The organism is Methylosinus sp. Ce-a6 (genome assembly GCF_009811655.1).
Lineage (GTDB): Bacteria > Pseudomonadota > Alphaproteobacteria > Rhizobiales > Beijerinckiaceae > Methylosinus.
The window spans coordinates 15324-31223 of the sequence record NZ_BGJX01000023.1; the positions used below are offsets into that span (position 1 = coordinate 15324).

At 66.0% G+C, this 15900-nt stretch carries 14 protein-coding genes and 1 pseudogene; 5 read left to right on the top strand and 10 right to left on the bottom strand.

Annotated elements, in window-relative coordinates:
- Positions 1-33: 33 nt before the first annotated feature.
- A pseudogene (locus Mspo_RS19945) lies at positions 34-945 on the top strand (acyltransferase family protein); the annotation flags it as partial.
- A gap of 89 nt (positions 946-1034) precedes the next feature.
- Here Mspo_RS19945 and epmA read toward each other — a convergent pair.
- Positions 1035-2072 carry an EF-P lysine aminoacylase EpmA gene (gene epmA, locus Mspo_RS14175; protein ID WP_159730805.1) on the bottom strand — a complete coding sequence of 346 codons (1038 nt, stop codon included), beginning with the start codon at positions 2070-2072 and terminating at the stop codon, positions 1035-1037.
- Positions 2073-2189: 117 nt separating this feature from the next.
- Between epmA and efp the strand changes: the two genes are divergently transcribed.
- Complete coding sequence (gene efp / locus Mspo_RS14180; RefSeq protein WP_201281709.1) at positions 2190-2762, top strand: elongation factor P; 573 nt, start codon at positions 2190-2192, stop codon at positions 2760-2762.
- 39 nt (positions 2763-2801) lie between these two features.
- On the opposite strand, the gene Mspo_RS14185 is transcribed toward efp, so the two are convergent.
- From Mspo_RS14185 to Mspo_RS14220, 8 genes are all read right to left on the bottom strand, one after another.
- Complete coding sequence (locus Mspo_RS14185) at positions 2802-3206, bottom strand: very short patch repair endonuclease (RefSeq protein ID WP_159730809.1); 405 nt, start codon at positions 3204-3206, stop codon at positions 2802-2804.
- A gap of 5 nt (positions 3207-3211) precedes the next feature.
- Entirely contained in the window at positions 3212-4363 is a 1152-nt protein-coding gene (locus Mspo_RS14190) for a DNA cytosine methyltransferase (protein ID WP_159730811.1), read from the bottom strand.
- Between the two features lie 89 nt (positions 4364-4452).
- Positions 4453-4953: a cytochrome c-type biogenesis protein gene (locus tag Mspo_RS14195; protein WP_159730856.1), complete on the bottom strand. Its 501-nt coding sequence runs from the start codon at positions 4951-4953 to the stop codon at positions 4453-4455.
- Positions 4954-5117: 164 nt separating this feature from the next.
- Positions 5118-7076: a heme lyase CcmF/NrfE family subunit gene (locus Mspo_RS14200; protein WP_159730813.1), complete on the bottom strand. Its 1959-nt coding sequence runs from the start codon at positions 7074-7076 to the stop codon at positions 5118-5120.
- Positions 7077-7176: 100 nt separating this feature from the next.
- Complete coding sequence (gene ccmE, locus Mspo_RS14205) at positions 7177-7617, bottom strand: cytochrome c maturation protein CcmE (RefSeq protein WP_159730815.1); 441 nt, start codon at positions 7615-7617, stop codon at positions 7177-7179.
- A gap of 1 nt (position 7618) precedes the next feature.
- Positions 7619-8725: a c-type cytochrome biogenesis protein CcmI gene (ccmI, locus tag Mspo_RS14210; protein WP_159730817.1), complete on the bottom strand. Its 1107-nt coding sequence runs from the start codon at positions 8723-8725 to the stop codon at positions 7619-7621.
- A 215-nt stretch (positions 8726-8940) separates the two neighbouring features.
- Positions 8941-10377, bottom strand: a complete 1437-nt coding sequence (locus tag Mspo_RS14215) for a deoxyribodipyrimidine photo-lyase (RefSeq protein ID WP_159730819.1) — start codon at positions 10375-10377, stop codon at positions 8941-8943.
- Between the two features lie 4 nt (positions 10378-10381).
- On the bottom strand, positions 10382-11857 hold the full coding sequence (locus Mspo_RS14220) for an amino acid permease (protein ID WP_159730821.1): 1476 nt from the start codon (positions 11855-11857) through the stop codon (positions 10382-10384).
- 334 nt (positions 11858-12191) lie between these two features.
- On the opposite strand from Mspo_RS14220, the gene Mspo_RS14225 reads away from it, so the two are divergent.
- Positions 12192-13160 carry an LLM class flavin-dependent oxidoreductase gene (locus tag Mspo_RS14225; protein WP_159730823.1) on the top strand — a complete coding sequence of 323 codons (969 nt, stop codon included), beginning with the start codon at positions 12192-12194 and terminating at the stop codon, positions 13158-13160.
- A 33-nt stretch (positions 13161-13193) separates the two neighbouring features.
- Here Mspo_RS14225 and Mspo_RS14230 read toward each other — a convergent pair whose 3' ends face one another.
- Complete coding sequence (locus Mspo_RS14230) at positions 13194-13688, bottom strand: heme-binding protein (protein WP_159730825.1); 495 nt, start codon at positions 13686-13688, stop codon at positions 13194-13196.
- A 300-nt stretch (positions 13689-13988) separates the two neighbouring features.
- On the opposite strand from Mspo_RS14230, the gene Mspo_RS14235 reads away from it, so the two are divergent.
- Both Mspo_RS14235 and Mspo_RS14240 read left to right on the top strand, forming a co-directional pair.
- Positions 13989-14627: a helix-turn-helix domain-containing protein gene (locus Mspo_RS14235; RefSeq protein WP_159730827.1), complete on the top strand. Its 639-nt coding sequence runs from the start codon at positions 13989-13991 to the stop codon at positions 14625-14627.
- A 276-nt stretch (positions 14628-14903) separates the two neighbouring features.
- Positions 14904-15851, top strand: a complete 948-nt coding sequence (locus Mspo_RS14240; protein WP_159730829.1) for a family 2A encapsulin nanocompartment shell protein — start codon at positions 14904-14906, stop codon at positions 15849-15851.
- Positions 15852-15900: the final 49 nt, after the last annotated feature.

The window sequence follows — 15900 nt, forward strand, 5'->3', positions numbered from 1 at the left end:
TTTCGCCGCGGCTCGCCGCCATGGACCGGAAGAATGCCCCTATCCACCGACCGCACGCCTTGGGAGATTCTTGCGCTGCTGCGATTCTTCCTGGCCTTTGTGGTCCTGTCCGGCCATTTGACCTGGTATCCGGACGCCTCCGGCGGCTGGGTCGAGACATTCGACGATTTCGGCGGAAAAGCCGCGGTCATCGGCTTTCTGCTGATTTCCGGATTTTCCATGTCCGCCTCGCTGGAGCGTGCGGAAAAGGGATTTTATATCCGGCGTTTCTTACGTATCTATCCGCTCTATTTCAGCGCCGTGCTCCTGTCCCTGCTGGTCGAGGCCGCCACCCACGGGCACGTCCAGATCGGCGCATTCTCCGTCGATGGCGAGAAATCTTCCGCGGCGCTCGGAAATCTCTTTTTCCTTCAGGCCTTTTTTGTGAAGCCGCTACAATTCGACGGGCCGCTCTGGTCGCTGGCGATCGAGGTCTTCTACTATCTTCTCGCGCCCTTCTTCCGGAGGGCGGAACCCGGGCGCCTGCTCGCGCTCATGTCCTTGTCTCTTCTATGCTATTTGCTGCCGAGGCACGCCGATTGGGTTCTCTTCTATGGCGCCGTCATCAAATCCAATGCACTGGATTATCTCTGGTGCTGGCTGCTCGGCTTCCGTCTGTGGCGGGAGCGCTCGCTGTCGACGATCATTTTTGCCCTGCTCGGCGCGGCGGCGGTGCGCTTCGGGCCCTATACGCCGGAGCCTTTCGCCATCGTCACTTTTCTCGCCACATTGGCCGCGCTGCTTTTCGGCGATCGAATCGCCTTTCCGCGTCGGCTGAGCGGCGTCGCGACCTATCTCGGGGAATTTTCCTATCCGCTCTATGTTTTTCATTTTCCGGCGATGATCATGGGCTATGCGCTGATCGGGCTCGAATCGCCGGAGGCGCTGCTCGCGGTCGCGCTGGCTACGGCTCTGCTCTCGCTCCACGCCATCGACCGCGGTCTGATGCGCCGACGCCTCGTTCCGTTGCTGCTCGGAGGGAGCGGCGAGAGGGCTTACGTCCCCTTTTCCGCCACGGGCGTCCACAGCACCTGCTCGATGCGTTCCGCGCCGCTCGCCAGCATGACGAGCCGATCGAAGCCGAGCGCGATCCCGCTCGCCGGCGGCATATGGGCGAGCGCGGCGAGAAAATCCTCGTCTACCGGATAGCGGTCGCCATAGATGCGCTGGCGCTTCTCCATCTGCTCCGTAAAGCGCCGGCGCTGCTCAGTGGGATCGGTCAGCTCGCCGAAGCCATTGGCGAGCTCGACGCCGCAGGCGAAGAGCTCGAAACGCTCGGCGAAGCGCGGGTCGTCCGCTTTGGGCCGCGCCAGCGCGGCCTCGCTCGCCGGATAGTCGCACAGCAAGGCCGCGCGCGCGCGGCCGAGCTCCGGCTCCACTTTCTCGGACAGAATCTTGCTGAAGAGGTCGGACCAATCATCGTCCGCCGCGACCCTTATCCCATCCCGCGCGGCGGCGCGGGCGAGGCCGTCGCGATCGCCGAGCAGCGCGGCGAGGTCCATGCCGGCATAGCGGTCGAAGGCCTCGCGGCAGGAGATCGCCTCCGGCTCCTCATAAGGATCGACGCTCGCGCCGCGAAAGGCGAATCGCTCGACGCCCAGCGCCTCGGCCGCGGCGGCGAGAATGCCGGCGCAATCCTCCATCAGCCGCTCGGGCGGCTCATTCGCCCGATACCATTCCAGCATGGTGAATTCCGGATGGTGGAGGGCGCTGCGCTCGCGATTGCGGAACACGCGGGCGAAGGTGAAGATGCGCTCCTCGCCCGCCGCCAGCAGCTTTTTGCAGGAAAACTCCGGCGAGGTATGGAGATAGAGGCGGCTCGACTCCCCCGCGCCCGAGATCAGATCGACGCCGAAGGCGCAAAGATGCGTCTCATTGCCGGGCGAGAGCTGGAGCGCCGCCGTCTCGACCTCGACAAAGCCTTGGCGAGAGAAAAACTGCCGCAGGGCGGCGGCGATTTTCGCGCGAGCCTTGAGAAATGGCTTGCGATCGGCGTAAACATCCCGTGCCCACCAGGGCGACACTCGCGTCATTCGTCGAGCCGTTCAAAGGTTCGAGGGCGGCGGCCGGGTCCCGCGCGAGACGCGCGGATCGAGCCGATAAGGCGTTTCATAGACCCGCCGCGCGCGGCCAGCAATCGAGGATGAAAAATCGTGAAAGTCATCGCCAGTTCGATCCGAAAGGGCAATATCATCGAGAAGGAGGACGGCCATCTCTACGTCGTTCTGAAGGCGGAGAGCTTCTTCCCCGGCAAGGGCACGCCGACGACGCAGATCGATATGCGCCGCCTCTCCGACGGGGTGAAGGTCGCCGACCGCTACAAGACGACCGAGCAGGTCGAGCGCGCCTTCGTCGAGGATCAGGATTTCAGCTATCTCTTCGGCGACGACGACGGCTTCACCTTCATGAACACCGCGACCTATGACCAGGTCATCGTGCCCAAGGATGTGATCGGCGACCAGGCGCAATGGTTGCAGGAGGGCATGGTCTGCATTCTGTCGCTGTTCAACGGAACCGCGGTGGCGATCCAGCTCCCGGCCCGCGTGACGCTCGAGATCACCGAGACCGAGCCGGCGATGAAGGGCCAGACGGCTTCCTCTTCCTATAAGCCCGCCATCGCCTCCAATGGCGCCCGCGTGATGGTGCCGCCGCATATTCAGACCGGCACGCGCGTCGTCATCCAGACGGAAGACGGTTCTTACGTCGAGCGCGCCAAGGATTGATGTCGAGAGTGAGTGGTGAGTGGTTCTACTCACTACTCACTATTCACTCAAAAACGCCCGCAGCTTCGCTTCCAGCGTCGCGCGATCCTTCAATTCGCATTCCCAAACGACGAGCGCGCGCCAGCCGAGGCTCGCGAGCCTCTCCTGATGCGCGATGTCGCGCGCGCGATTGCGGGCGATTTTGGCGCGCCAATAATCGGCGTTGGTTTTCGGCATTCGCGCGCCGCGCGCGCAATCATGCCCGTGCCAGAAACAGCCATGCACGAATATGGCGCGCTTCCTCCCCACATAGGCGATGTCGGGATTGCCGGGCACATCCGCGCGATGCAGCCGATAATGCGGCGCGAAGCCGCGCAGTATTTGACGCACGGCTATTTCGGGCGACGTGTCGCGCGACTTCACCGCGCGCATGACGGCGGAGCGTCTGGCGGGGTCTTCCGCCATCGCCGTCAGGCGGCGGCTCGGGCGAGATCGCGCGACGCGGCGAGCAGCGGCTCGAGAATCTGCGCCGCGAGATGACGCGCCACGGGCGCGACGACGCCGTCGCCTGTCAGATGATAGGCCTCATTGTAGTTGCGCGGCAGAATGTAATCCTCGGGCAGACCCATCAGCCGCGCCGTCTCCCGCGCCGAGATGAGCCGCGAGCGCACGCGTCCCTTTTCGACGATCAGCACGAATTGCCGGCTGGAGCCGCCGGCCGGCGTGCGCAAGCAGCCGGCGAGATCGTCGAAACGCGCTTCGGCGCGCTGGATTTTTTCGCCATCGGCGCCGTAGCGGGTGCGCCGATAGAGCGTGCCGACCATGCGCCGCCCGGCGGCTTTCGCCGACTCCACTTTGGCGCGATTGATCTCGCTCATCTTGTCGAGCAGCGATTGCGTTTCCTCGAGATTGTGCCAGGCGACGCTATGCGGCGCATCCTCGATGACATCCGCGAGGCGCGTGTTGCGCGCGGCGGGCGCCGCGAGGCGCCACCATATCCATTGCTCCCGCGCCGCAGGCGCAAGTCGATCATGCGCGGTGAGCAGCGCGCGCGTATGCCAGAGCGGCGAGGGCTCCGACGTCGCCAATTCGGCGGGCGGCGGGGCTTCGCCATGCAGCGCGACGATGAACAAGCGCGGACGCGATTGCGGCACGAAGAGCGCGGCGTCTATGACCAGCGCGCCGAATCTGTAGCCTTCGCCGGCGAGCGCGCCGCATAAGGCCTCGAAATCCTTGCCGCCATGCGAGGTCAGCGCGCCGCAGACGTTTTCGAGAACCAATAGCGGCGGATGGCGCCCCTCCTTGTGCAGCGCTCTGACGATCTCGAAAAAAGGCCAGAAGGTTCCGGAGCGCTCGCCTTTCAACCCCGCGCCGGCGCCGGCGAGGGAGAGGTCCTGACAGGGGAAGGAGGCCCAGACGAGATCGGCGCGGCCGGGCAGATCGGCGGTCGTCACCTTGCGCACATCGCCGGGGAAGAGCTCCGCGCCGCCCCAATTGGCGCGATAGGTCTCGCATTTCTTCAAGTCGAAATCATTGGCGAAGAGGCATCGCCAGCCGGCCCCGAGCCCGGCGCGGGCCATGCCGCCGCCAGCGAAGAACTCGTAGTAGCTCGGTCTGTCCATGCCGCGAGTTTACCGCGATTCGAGGGGCTGCGACATGCCCCCTCCCCGGCCCTCCCCCGCTCCGCGGGAGAGGGAGCATACTCCGCGCTTCATCGAGGGTTCGCGTTGCGCTGGTCGCTTCCCTCTCCCGCGCCAGCGGGGGAGGGTGAGGGAGGGGGCTCGACCCCGAGCGCCTGCAATCGCGCGCGTTCTTCCGCCGTCAGACCGGCGGCGTCTGTTCGGCGGCGTCCGCGCCGCACGGCGGCGAAGATGGCCCAGGCGCCGCCGAGGAGCGCGATCGCCGGCGCGGCCCAGAGCAGCAGCGTCTGCGGCTTCAGCGGCGGGCGCAGCAGCACGAAATCGCCGTAGCGCGCGACGACATAGTCGCGCACTTGCCCGTCGCTCGCGCCTTCTTTCAGCTTTTCGCGCACGACGACGCGCAGATCCTTGGCGAGCGGCGCGTCGGAATCGTCGATCGATTGATTCTGGCAGACGAGGCAGCGCAATTCGCTGGCGATGGCGCGCGCGCGCGCTTCGAGCTTCGGGTCGGCGAGCATTTCGGAAGGCTCGACAGCGAGCGCCGGAGACAGAAGCGCGAAGCCGAGCGCGATTGAAAAAAGGAAGGGCGCTCCCCTCTCCCGCCTGCGGGAGAGGGTGGCCCTGCGAAGCAGGGTCGGGTGAGGGCCTGCGGGACCCTCATCCGTCGCGCATTCGCGCGACACCTTCTCCCACGAGTGGGAGAAGGAGCGCTCCCCGAGATTCCGCGACATCCGCATTACTCCGCCGGCTGTGGCTGCGCGGCGCGGGCGCGGGCGGCGACGCCGATGCGCAGGCGCCGATCGGCGAGCGACAGGCCGCCGCCGAGCGCCATCACCATCGCGCCGAGCCAGATCAGCAGCACCAGCGGCTTGTAATAGAGCCGCGCGTCCAGCGTTCCGTCCGCGTGCTGCTCGCCGAGCGCCGCATAGACCTGGCCGAGGCCGAGCGTGACGATGCCCGCTTCCGTGCGCGCCATGCGCCGCGCCTGATAGAAGCGCTTCGCCGGCTCGATGCGGGCGATCGTCTCGCCGCCCTCGCGCACCGCCATCACGGCGTAGGTCTCCGCATAATTGGGGCCGGCGCGGGAGGCGACGTCCTCGATCGCGATCTGGTAAGGCCCGACGTCTTGGGCGACGCCCGGCTTCATCGCGACGATCTGCTCGACTCCCCAGCCTGCCGCGGCGAGGCCGAGCAGAGAGAGCCCCATTCCGGCGTGCGCGACGGAGGTTCCCCAGGCCGAGAGCGGCAGGCCTCTCAAACGCGCGAGCACATTGCCGAGCGCGGCGCGCTGGGCGATGTCCGAAAACGCGCCGACGACGAGATAAATGGCGAGGCCGGCGGAGACGATGGAGAGCACGGGCGCGCCATAGAGCGCGCCGAAAGCCGCCAGCGCGACGACGCCCGCCGCGAAAGCCGTGCGCAGCCGCTGCAAGGCGCCGATGAGTTCGCCGCGCTTCCAGGCGAGCATCTGGCCGATCGGCATCAGCAGGACGAGCGGCAGCGCGATCGGGATCAGCACCGTATTGAAGAAGGGCGCGCCGACGGAGATTTTGTCGCCGGTCAGCGCCTCGAGCGCGAGCGGATAGAGCGTGCCGATGACAACGGTCGCGCAGGCGGTGGTCAGCAGCAGATTATTGACGACGAGCGCGCCCTCGCGCGAGATCGGCGCGAACAGGCTGCCCGTCGGCAGAGCGCCGGCGCGCAAGGCGAAGAGCGCCAGCGCGCCGCCGATGAAGACGACGAGAATGGCGAGGATGAACACGCCGCGCTCGGGATCGCTGGCGAAGGCGTGCACGGAGGTGAGCACGCCGGAGCGCACGAGGAATGTGCCGAGCAGCGACAAAGAGAAGGCGAGGATCGAGAGGAAGATCGTCCAGACTTTGAGCGCCTCGCGCTTCTCCATCACCGCGGCGCAATGCAAGAGCGCCGTGCCGGCGAGCCAGGGCATGAGCGAGGCGTTCTCGACCGGGTCCCAGAACCAGAAGCCGCCCCAGCCGAGCGTGTAATAGGCCCAATACGAGCCCATTGCGATGCCGAGCGTGAGGAAGATCCAGGCGGCGAGCGTCCAGGGCCGCACGAAGCGCGCCCAGGCGGCGTCGATGCGACCGCCGATCAGCGCCGCGGCGGCGAAGGAGAACACGGTCGAGAAGCCGACATAGCCGAGATAGAGCAGCGGCGGATGAATGGCGAGACCGGGGTCCTGCAGGATCGGATTGAGGTCGCGGCCCTGCCAGGGCGGATCGGCGACGCGCGCGAAAGGATTCGACGTCAGCAGAATGAAGGCGAGAAAGGCCGCGCCGATCAATCCCTGCACGGCGAGCGTGTCGGCGCGCAACAGATCGGGCATGGCGCGCGAGAGCAAGGCGATGGCCGCGCCACAGGCCGAGAGCACCAGCACCCAGAGAAGCATGGAGCCTTCGTGATTGCCCCACACGCCGGAGATCTTATAGATCATCGGCTTCAAGGAATGGGAGTTCTCGATCACGTTTACGAGCGAGAAATCCGAGACGACATGCGCATGAGTGAGCGCGCCATAGGCCAGGGCGACGAGGAGAAATTGCGCGACGGCGACAGGCTGCGCGACACGCATCAGGGCGACGTCGCGCAGACGCGCGCCGGCGAAGGGAAGGATCGCCTGCGCGAGCGCCAGGGCCAGCGCCAGGACGAGCGCGAAATGGCCGGTCTCGACGATCATGTCTTCACCCCTCTCCTCGCAATGACGGCTTCGTCATTGCGAGCGTAGCGAAGCAATCCAGAGCCGCAGGGCGTTCTGTGAATCGCTTCGTCGCGCAAGCTCACTGCTTCTCTCCCTGCCAGACGCCCTGCTTCTTCAGCGCGTCGGCGACGTCGCGCGGCATATAGCGTTCGTCGTGCTTGGCGAGCACGCTGTCGGCGCGAAAGGCGCCGTTCGCCGCGAGCGCGCCGTCGACGACGACGCCCTGACCCTCGCGGAAGAGGTCCGGCAGCAGGCCCTTATAGGTCACGTCGAGATCGGCGGTCCTGTCGGTGACGGTGAAGGAGACATTGCGATCCTCGCCGCGAACGACCGTGCCTTCCTTCACCAGCCCGCCGATGCGCAGCCTCGTTCCCGGCGCGACATGCTTTTGCGCGAGCTCGGCGGGCGAATAGAAGAAAACGATATTGTCGCGCAGCGCGAACAGCACGAGGCCGACCGCCATCGCGAGAACCGCGAGCGCGGCGGAGATGAGCGCGAGCCTCTTGCCCTTGCGAGTCATGTCAACCTCCAACGCCCAATTCGCGCGCCAAAGCGTCGACGCGGGCGAGCCCGTCCTGATCCTGCGCCAGCGCCTTGCGGGCGCCGTCGAGCGCGGTCTTCGCCTTTTCGGCCTCGGCCAGCACGCTATAGGCGCGGATGAGCCTGAGCCAGCCTTCGACATCCGCGCCATTCTGCTCGAGCTTGCCGCGCAGCCGCTCGACCATGGAGCGGACGGCGTCCATCCTCTGTCCCTCGGGCATTGCGGCGATCTTCGCGCCTTCGTCGCTCGACGGCGCGGGCTCGGTCGGCGAGGCGCCCCGCAATTGCGCCAGCAGCGCCTCGACGCGCGCGCGCCAGGGGGCGTCCGCCGGCCCATCGGCCAGCAGCTTGGACCAGAGATCGCCGGCTTTTTCGTGATCGCCGTTCTGCGCCGCCTCGAGGCCGACATAGAAGCGCGCCATGGACGATTGCGCGTCGAGCGCCAGCGCGGCCTCGAAGTCCTGCTTCGCCTCCGCCGTCACGCGGCCTTCGGAGGCCATGACGCGGGCTTCGCCCAGCGCATTGTGGCGATGCGCCGTCGGCCCCAAAAGGCGCAGCGCCTTTTCGAAAGCGGCGACCGCCTCGGCCGGGCGGCCGTTGCGCAGATAGAATGGGGCGACCACCTCATAGCCGCGTCCATCCTCCGGATGCTCGGCGAGATGCGCCTCGATGCGGGCGACGGCGCTCGCAATGTCGGTATGGCCGGGCTTTGCCTCGAGCCTCGCCTCCAGCGAGGCGTCCGGCAGCTCCGGACGGCCGAGCTTCCCGTAGAGCAGCAAAGCGAAAGCGGGGATCAGAAGGATCGCGCCGGCGGCGGCGATAATGGCGTTACGGCGGGAGAAGGAGGCGTCGCTCGCGCTTGTCCCGCGGGCGCGCAGCAGGCGGCGGGCGGCTTCCGTGCGCGCCGCCTCGGCGTCCGCGGATGCGAGGCGGCCTTCCGCGCTCTCGCGCTCGATCTCGGCGATCTGCTCCTCGAAAAAGGCGATGTCGGCGGCGCAAGCGTCGACGGCGTCGCTCTTGCGAGCGAGCGGCCACAGCACGCTCATGACTGCGGCGCCGGTCAGAAGAGCGAAAACGAGCCAGATCATCGCCCGGCTGTTTAGAGGGAATCCGACAAAGAGGGAAGGGAGATAGAATTTCCCGCCATCCGTTTTGACGTGTTTCCGACGCCGAACCGGCGTCCACTTCGGCTGGAAACGCTCTGATGTCTTTTCATGTTTGATTGAAACATGAAAAGACATCAGGCTTTTGTTTTTCACGCGTTTCCGACGCCGAACCGGTATCCACTTCGGCTGGAAACGCTCTAATGAGGGAGCTGGGCGCGGATCGTCGCGAAAGCCGCGAGCGCCCTTTGCCGCGCGGCGGCGTGATCGACGATCGGGCGTGGATAGGTCTCGCCCAGCCGAACGCCGGCCTCGCGCAGCGCGCGCTCCGGCGCGGCCCAGGGCTTGTGGATGTATTTGGCGTCCAGGCGCGCGAGCTCGGGGACGAAGCGGCGCACGAAGGCGCCTTCGGGATCGAATTTCTGGCCCTGCAGCACGGGATTGAAGATGCGGAAGTAAGGCGCGGCGTCGGCGCCGCAGCCGGCGACCCACTGCCAGTTGGCGGAATTATTCGCGAGATCGGCGTCGACCAGCGTGTCCCAGAACCAGAGTTCGCCCTCCCGCCAGGGAAGCAGCAGATGCTTCACCAGAAAGGAGGCGGCGACCATGCGCAGTCGATTATGCATGTATCCCGTCCGCCAGAGCTGGCGCATGGCGGCGTCGACGAGCGGATAGCCGGTCTCGCCCTTTTTCCAGGCTTCGAGCGCCCGCGCGTCGCTCGCCCAGGGGAAGCGCGCGAAGGCCTTGTCGAGCGGCGCGTCGGGCATTTCGGGATGGGCGGCGATGAGATGATGGCAGAACTCCCGCCAGCCGAGCTCGCGCAGAAAGGCCGCGCGCCCTTCGGCGCCGACCGCCGCCGAATGCGCCGCGCTCCAGATTTGCAGCGGCGAGATCTCGCCCCAATGGAGATGCGGCGACAGGCGCGAGGCGCCGTCCTCGGCCGGGAAATCGCGCAGCCGGGCGTAGGCGCCCGCGCCATTGCGTAGGAAATGCGCGAGCCGCCTCCGCGCCGTCGCCTCGCCCGGCCGCCAAGCCTCGCGCAGGCCCGCGGCCCAATCGGGCTTTTTTGGCCGGAGCCGCCAAGCTTCGAGCCGCTCGCTGGCCGGAGCAGGCGCGGCGCGAATGCGCTTTGGCGCGGCCAGAGGCGAAGCGGGCTGCGGCGTCTCGGCGAGCTTGCGCCAGAACGGCGTGAACACGCGGAAGGGCCGCCCCTCGGCGTTGCGGATCGACCCAGGCTCGGCGAGCAGCGCGCCGGCGAAGCTCTTCGTCGCCACGCCGCGCTCGCTCAGTCGCGCCTCGATCCGAGCGTCGCGCGCGCTCGCCCAGGGCTCGTAGAGGCGGCTCCAATAGACGGAGGCGGCGCCGGTTTCTTCGACGAGGCGCAGGAGCTCGGCCTCGGCGTCGCCGCGCCGCAGCGTCAGCGGCGCGCCGAGCTTCGCGAGATCGCGCGAGAGCGCGGCGAGGCTCTCGTGCAGCCACCAGCGCGCGGCGGCGCCCAGCCGCCAATCGCCGCCCTCGGCCTCGTCTAGAATGAAGGCTGGGACGAGGGGCGCGCCGGAGGCGACGGCGGCGCTCAGGGCGGGATGATCGGCAAGCCTCAGATCGCGCCGAAACCAGAGAATGGCCGGCGCGCTCATCGTGTCACCTGCGGCGGGTTCGGAGGCTGCCGTAGAAGTAATAGAGCGCGAGCCCGGCCGCCATCCAGACGAAGAGGCGGATCCAGGTCTCGATCGGCAGCGCCGCCATCAAGGCGAGACAGGAGAAAATGCCGAGGATCGGCACCCAGGGAATGCCCGGCGCGCGGAACGGCCTGTGCAGCTCGGGACGATGGCGGCGCAGATAGATCACCGCGCCGCAGACCAGCGCAAAGGCCGACAGAGTGCCGATCGACACCATCTCGTCGAGGATTTCGATCGGAAACAGCCCAGCGGCGATCGCCACCAGCACGCCGACGACCATCTGGCTGATCGCCGGAGTCTTCCAGATGGGATGCAGCCTGGCGAAAACCGGCGGCAGCATTCCGTCATGGGCCATCGAGTAGAAGACGCGCGTCTGGCCGAAGAGCAGCGCCAGAATGACCGTGGTGAGGCCGGCGAGCGCGCCGATCTTGACGATCCAGGCCATCCAGCTCGCGCCGGTCGCGTCCATCGCAACGGCGATCGGATCCGGCACGTTGAGCGCCGTATAGGAGACGACGCCCGTCGCGACGCCGGCGACGCCGATGAACAGCACGGTGCAGATGGCGAGCGAGCCGATGATGCCGATCGGCACATCGCGCTGCGGGAGCTTGGCCTCCTGCGCGGCCGTCGAGACCGCGTCGAAGCCGATATAGGAGAAGAAGACGACGGAGGCGCCGCGCAGCACGCCGCTCCAGCCGTAATGGCCGAATTCCCCGGTGTTCTCCGGCACGAAAGGCGTCCAATGCGCCGTGTCGATATAGGAGACGCCGAAGACGATCACGATGAGCACGACCGCGAGCTTCACGAAGACGATGAAATTATTGAAGCGCGAGGATTCGCGCGTGCCGCGCGCGAGCAGCAATGAGAGCGCCAGCACCACCAGCGCCGCCGGCAGATTGAAGACGCCGTGGCCGGCCGCCGCGCCCACATGGCCGGCTTCGGAGAAATAGGCCGTCGTCCATTGCGGCGGCAGATCTATTCCTATTCCGTGCAGAACGCGGTTGAAATAGCCCGCCCATCCGACCGCCACAGTGGCGGCGCCGAGGCCATATTCCAGCACGAGATCCCAGCCGATGATCCAGGCGAAAATCTCGCCCAATGTGGCGTAGGTGTATGTATAGGCGCTGCCGGAGACGGGGATGAGCGCGGCGAGCTCCGAATAGCAGAGCGCGACGAAGGCGCAGGCGAGGCCGGCGAGCGCGAAGGAGATGACGACGCCGGGCCCTGCGAATTTCGCCGCCACGGTGCCGGTGAGCACGAAAATGCCGGCGCCGATGATGCCGCCTATGCCGAGCGCGGTGAGCGAGACGGGCCCGAGCGCGCGCGCGAAACACCCTCCCTCGTCGAGATGATTCTCCTTCAGAATTTCATCGACGCTCTTGCGGGCGAAAAAATTGCGCGTCGGCGCGGTTGCGCCGGTCGTCGTGTCTTGCACCACGAGGAGACCCCTTTTCGGCAATCGGCGTGTGCGCGAATGCGCGCGGCCCGTGACCGGGGAGCGATTATGGTTGCGCTGTGAAGAGGATACAAGAGGCGCAGCCTCGACCGGAGCGATGACGCGAGGGCAAGTCGCGCGGCGCGCCGAGCCGCCGTGGGCATTGTCGCATTTCCGACGTCGCGCGATCTCGCGCGCGCGCCGGTCAAAAAAGCGCAAATCGCGGAATCCCGCGGCGCGGCGCGGGAAAATCGGGCGTCGCCGCCGTTCGGCTCGGTTGTTGCAGGTCTTGCTTCGATCTCGCCCGGCGCCTCGCCGGGCCAGCTGGAGCGGCGCGATGAATCCGCGGTTTGGTTACCTGTGCCTGTTCGACAATCCGACCTTGGAATCGGGCCGCGCCCTGACGCGCCAGCTCATATTGGTGCGTGAAGCCGAACGCATGCGCTTCGACGACATTTGGTTCGCCGAGCATCATTTCGACGATCATTTTCCGAGCGGGGCCTGCTCGGTGATGCTCGGTTACGCCGCCGGCGTCACCATGCGCGCGCGCATCGGCTCGGCGTCCTTTCTGCCGGGGCTGCGCGATCCGGCGCAGCTCGCGGAAGATGTCGCCAGCATCGATCTTCTGACCAAGGGCCGCTTCAATTTCGGCGTCGCCAGCGGCGCCGAATATCCGCTGCAGACAGTCAAATTCGGCGTCGCTCCGGAAGAGGCTGCCGAGCGCGGGCTCGAGGCTCTGGCGCTCGTCGAGCGCCTGCTCGAGGAGAGCGAGGTCACGCATCAGGGCAAATATTTCAACGTCGAGAAGCTGAGCCTCTCGCCGCGGCCGGAACAAAAAGTGCCGACCTGGATCGCGACGACGCAGGAGAGCGCGATCCGCCTCGCCGCGCGCAAAGGCTATGGGCTCATGGCCTCCGCCACCTGCACGAATGAGGAGCTGCATCGCATTCTCGGCGTCTACAAGGACGAGGCGCCGGAGGGCGATCCGCGTCTGGTGCTCGCGCGTTTCGGCTTTGCGACGCAGGGACGCGACGAGGCCGTGTCGATCGCGACGCCCTATCTCGAAGACTATTGCGCGCATGTCAATGCGCGCCGAGCCGGCGGCGAAGCGCTCGATCCGCAGGCGCTTTTGTCCATGTCGCTCGTCGGCGGCTATAATGAGGTCGCCGATCATGTGAATCGCTTGAACGAGGAATTCGGCGTGCATGGTCTCGCGATCATTCCGACGAGCGCGCAATTCGATACGGTGAAACGCTGTCTCGCGGCTTTCGTCGACGAGATCCGGCTGCGTCTGCCGGTCGATTGAGCAGAGCCGCTCGCGCGGGCGGCTCTCGTTTTCTCATTTGAGCTGGTCGGCGACTTTCTCGATCGCCGCCTTGGCGCAGGCTTCGTCCTTCTCGCCGCCCGGCGCGCCGGAGACGCCGACCCCGCCGACGACCGCATCGCCGACCTTGATCGGCAGAGCGCCCTGCGCCGCGATCACATTGGCGAGATGCACCGCGCTCAGCGTCGGATTGTCCTTCACCCGCTGTGCGAATTCGCCCGACGGCGTGCGGAATGTGCGCGAGGTGTAGGCCTTGCGGTGGCTGTTCTCGAAAGTATGCGGCGAGGAGCCTTCGCCGCGGATCGCGACGAGGACCTGACCCTCCTCGCCGACGACGGTCACCGAAATGCGATAGCCCTGCTGATGGCAGACGTCATAGGCGGTCTGCGCGATGGCGAGCGCGATCGGCGTGGACAAGACCTTCTGCGTGGCGAGCTCGGCGCGGGCGGGAGCGAGCGTCGCGGCGAGCGCGCCGACGGCGGCGAAGGAAGCGAGGATTTTCGACGGCATAGTCTCTCCAAGGAAGACGCAATTCTCTCGAAACATCCCGGACGGGATGATAAATCTATCATTGTTATAGATTTAATAAGAAGTCAAGCAGCGCGCTCGAGTGTGAAGGGCGGATGAACTTCGTCGCCGGGACGCGACGGAGCGCATCGATCCTTCTCCGATACGCCAGCCAAATAAATGAAAAATATCGAGTGTGGCGAATAGGTCGCGCTCTGCGAGAGAAGCGCTGCGAGGATGTCGGAATTCTTGACCCTGGCCGATGTCGCGGATTACAAAATATTTAGAAAATAGGAATAATCGATGAATAGGACCCCACGATCCCCCGGCGCGGCGCCGCCCCGCAACGACGCCGACAATTCCGAGCGCCTCGCCGAGACGGTGGCGCGACGGCTCGAGCGATTGATCACCCGCAAGGGCCGCACGCTGGAGCGCGTCGCCGAGCTCAGCGGCGTCGAGATGGATGAATTGCGTGCGATCGCCGAGGGATCGAAAGCGCCGACGATCGCGCATTTGTGGCGCGTCGCCAATGCGATTGGCGTTCCCTTCGGCAGTCTCGTCGCCGCGCGGGAGCGCAGCGGCGTGCTCGTCATGCGCAAGACCAGCCCGCGAGTGATCGGCTCGCGGGACGGGAATTTTCTGTCGCGTCCCTTGTTCCCCTATGACAGCGCGCGGCCCGTCGAATTCTACGAGGTCACGATAGCGCCGCTGCATCTGGAGCGCGCCGAAGCTCATGCGCCGGGCGCGAAGGAGACGCTCGTCGTCGCAAAGGGAGAGGTCGAGATCGTCGTGAGCCGCGAGCCGGCCGTCCGGCTCGAGGCGGGCGACGCCGTCGATTTCCTCGCTGATGTGCCGCACAGCTATCGCAATCTCGGCGACACGCCGGCGAGCTTCTTTCTCGTCATGTCCTACGCCAGCGCCGAGGCAAGCGCGGACGGCTGAGCCAGGGGCCTCGACGCACATAATGTACCGTTCTTATAGACGTATATCTTTCTTATAGACGTATATTAAATGAATAAAGATACCCAAATATTTGAAAGTAGTAAAATTTTCTACTTTCAATACTATTGATTTGCGCGTGTTTCGACTGTAGTTCTCGATCGCGGCTCGGATTCGTCCGCCGCGTTTTTTTCGATGACGGCCGACGTTCTTCGGCGTCGCATGGCGCAAGCCACGCAGGCGCCGGGCGCATCGTTCAACCGCCCGAGGAATGACCCCATGACCACCGAACCCGAAGTCCGGCGGACGCTGAGCGAATCTGCGGCCCGCCAGCTCGCCAATGCGACCAAGACGAGAGCGCAGTGGTCGGGCGTCACGCCGCGCTGGCTCGTGTCTTTTCTGCCCTGGACCCCCGTCGAAGCCGGCATCTATCGGCTGAACCGCGTCAAGGAAGACAAGGCCTTGACCGACGCCGACGTGACCTGCAGCCCGGCCCGCGACCGCGACGCGGACCTGCCGGAGACCTTCGTCGATTACGAGGATCATCCGCGCGAATATTCGATGAATGCGGTCACCACCGTGCTCGACGTGCAGACCCGCGTCTCCGATCTCTACAGCCATCCTTACGATCAGATTCAGGAGCAGGTCCGCCTGCTCACGGAGAAGGTCAAGGAGAAGCAGGAGAGCGAGCTCATCAATAATCCGGAATACGGTTTTCTCGCCAACGCTCATCCCTCGATGAAGATCAGGACGCGCACGGGCGCGCCCACGCCGGACGATCTCGACGAGCTCATCGCCAAGGTCTGGAAGGAGCCGGCCTTCTTCCTCGCCCATCCGCGCGCGATCGCGTCCTTCGGCCGCGAATGCACGCGTCGGGGCGTGCCGCCGCCGACCGTCACCCTGTTCGGCTCGCCTTTCATCACCTGGCGCGGCCTGCCGCTGGTGCCGAGCGACAAGCTGTTCATCGACGAGGCGGGCAAGACCAATATTCTACTGCTGCGCACAGGCGAGAAGAAACAGGGCGTGATCGGCCTGTTTCAGCCGGGCATTCCGGGCGAGGTGGCGCCGAGCCTCTCGGTTCGCTTCATGGGCATCAACCGCAAGGCGATCGCCTCCTACCTCATTTCGCTCTATTGCTCGGCCGCCGTGCTGACGCATGACGCGCTCGGCGTGCTCGAGGGCGTCGAGGTCGGCAAATATCACGACTACGGCGACAAATATGTCTGATCTTTCGGCCTGAGAACCGCTCGCGCCGGCGGAGCTCCGCCGCCGGCGC

Bases quoted from the DNA above. Each gene is read 5' to 3' on its own strand.
- Mspo_RS14215 (WP_159730819.1), bottom strand. From the start codon at position 10,377: ATGAGCGCGCCGGCCATTCTCTGGTTTCGGCGCGATCTGAGGCTTGCC.
- Mspo_RS14225 (WP_159730823.1), top strand. From the start codon at position 12,192: ATGAATCCGCGGTTTGGTTACCTGTGCCTGTTCGACAATCCGACCTTG.
- Mspo_RS14200 (WP_159730813.1), bottom strand. From the start codon at position 7,076: ATGATCGTCGAGACCGGCCATTTCGCGCTCGTCCTGGCGCTGGCCCTG.
- Mspo_RS14235 (WP_159730827.1), top strand. From the start codon at position 13,989: ATGAATAGGACCCCACGATCCCCCGGCGCGGCGCCGCCCCGCAACGAC.
- ccmI (WP_159730817.1), bottom strand. From the start codon at position 8,725: ATGATCTGGCTCGTTTTCGCTCTTCTGACCGGCGCCGCAGTCATGAGC.
- Mspo_RS14230 (WP_159730825.1), bottom strand. From the start codon at position 13,688: ATGCCGTCGAAAATCCTCGCTTCCTTCGCCGCCGTCGGCGCGCTCGCC.
- Mspo_RS14190 (WP_159730811.1), bottom strand. From the start codon at position 4,363: ATGGACAGACCGAGCTACTACGAGTTCTTCGCTGGCGGCGGCATGGCC.
- ccmE (WP_159730815.1), bottom strand. From the start codon at position 7,617: ATGACTCGCAAGGGCAAGAGGCTCGCGCTCATCTCCGCCGCGCTCGCG.
- epmA (WP_159730805.1), bottom strand. From the start codon at position 2,072: ATGACGCGAGTGTCGCCCTGGTGGGCACGGGATGTTTACGCCGATCGC.
- Mspo_RS14185 (WP_159730809.1), bottom strand. From the start codon at position 3,206: ATGGCGGAAGACCCCGCCAGACGCTCCGCCGTCATGCGCGCGGTGAAG.
- Mspo_RS14240 (WP_159730829.1), top strand. From the start codon at position 14,904: ATGACCACCGAACCCGAAGTCCGGCGGACGCTGAGCGAATCTGCGGCC.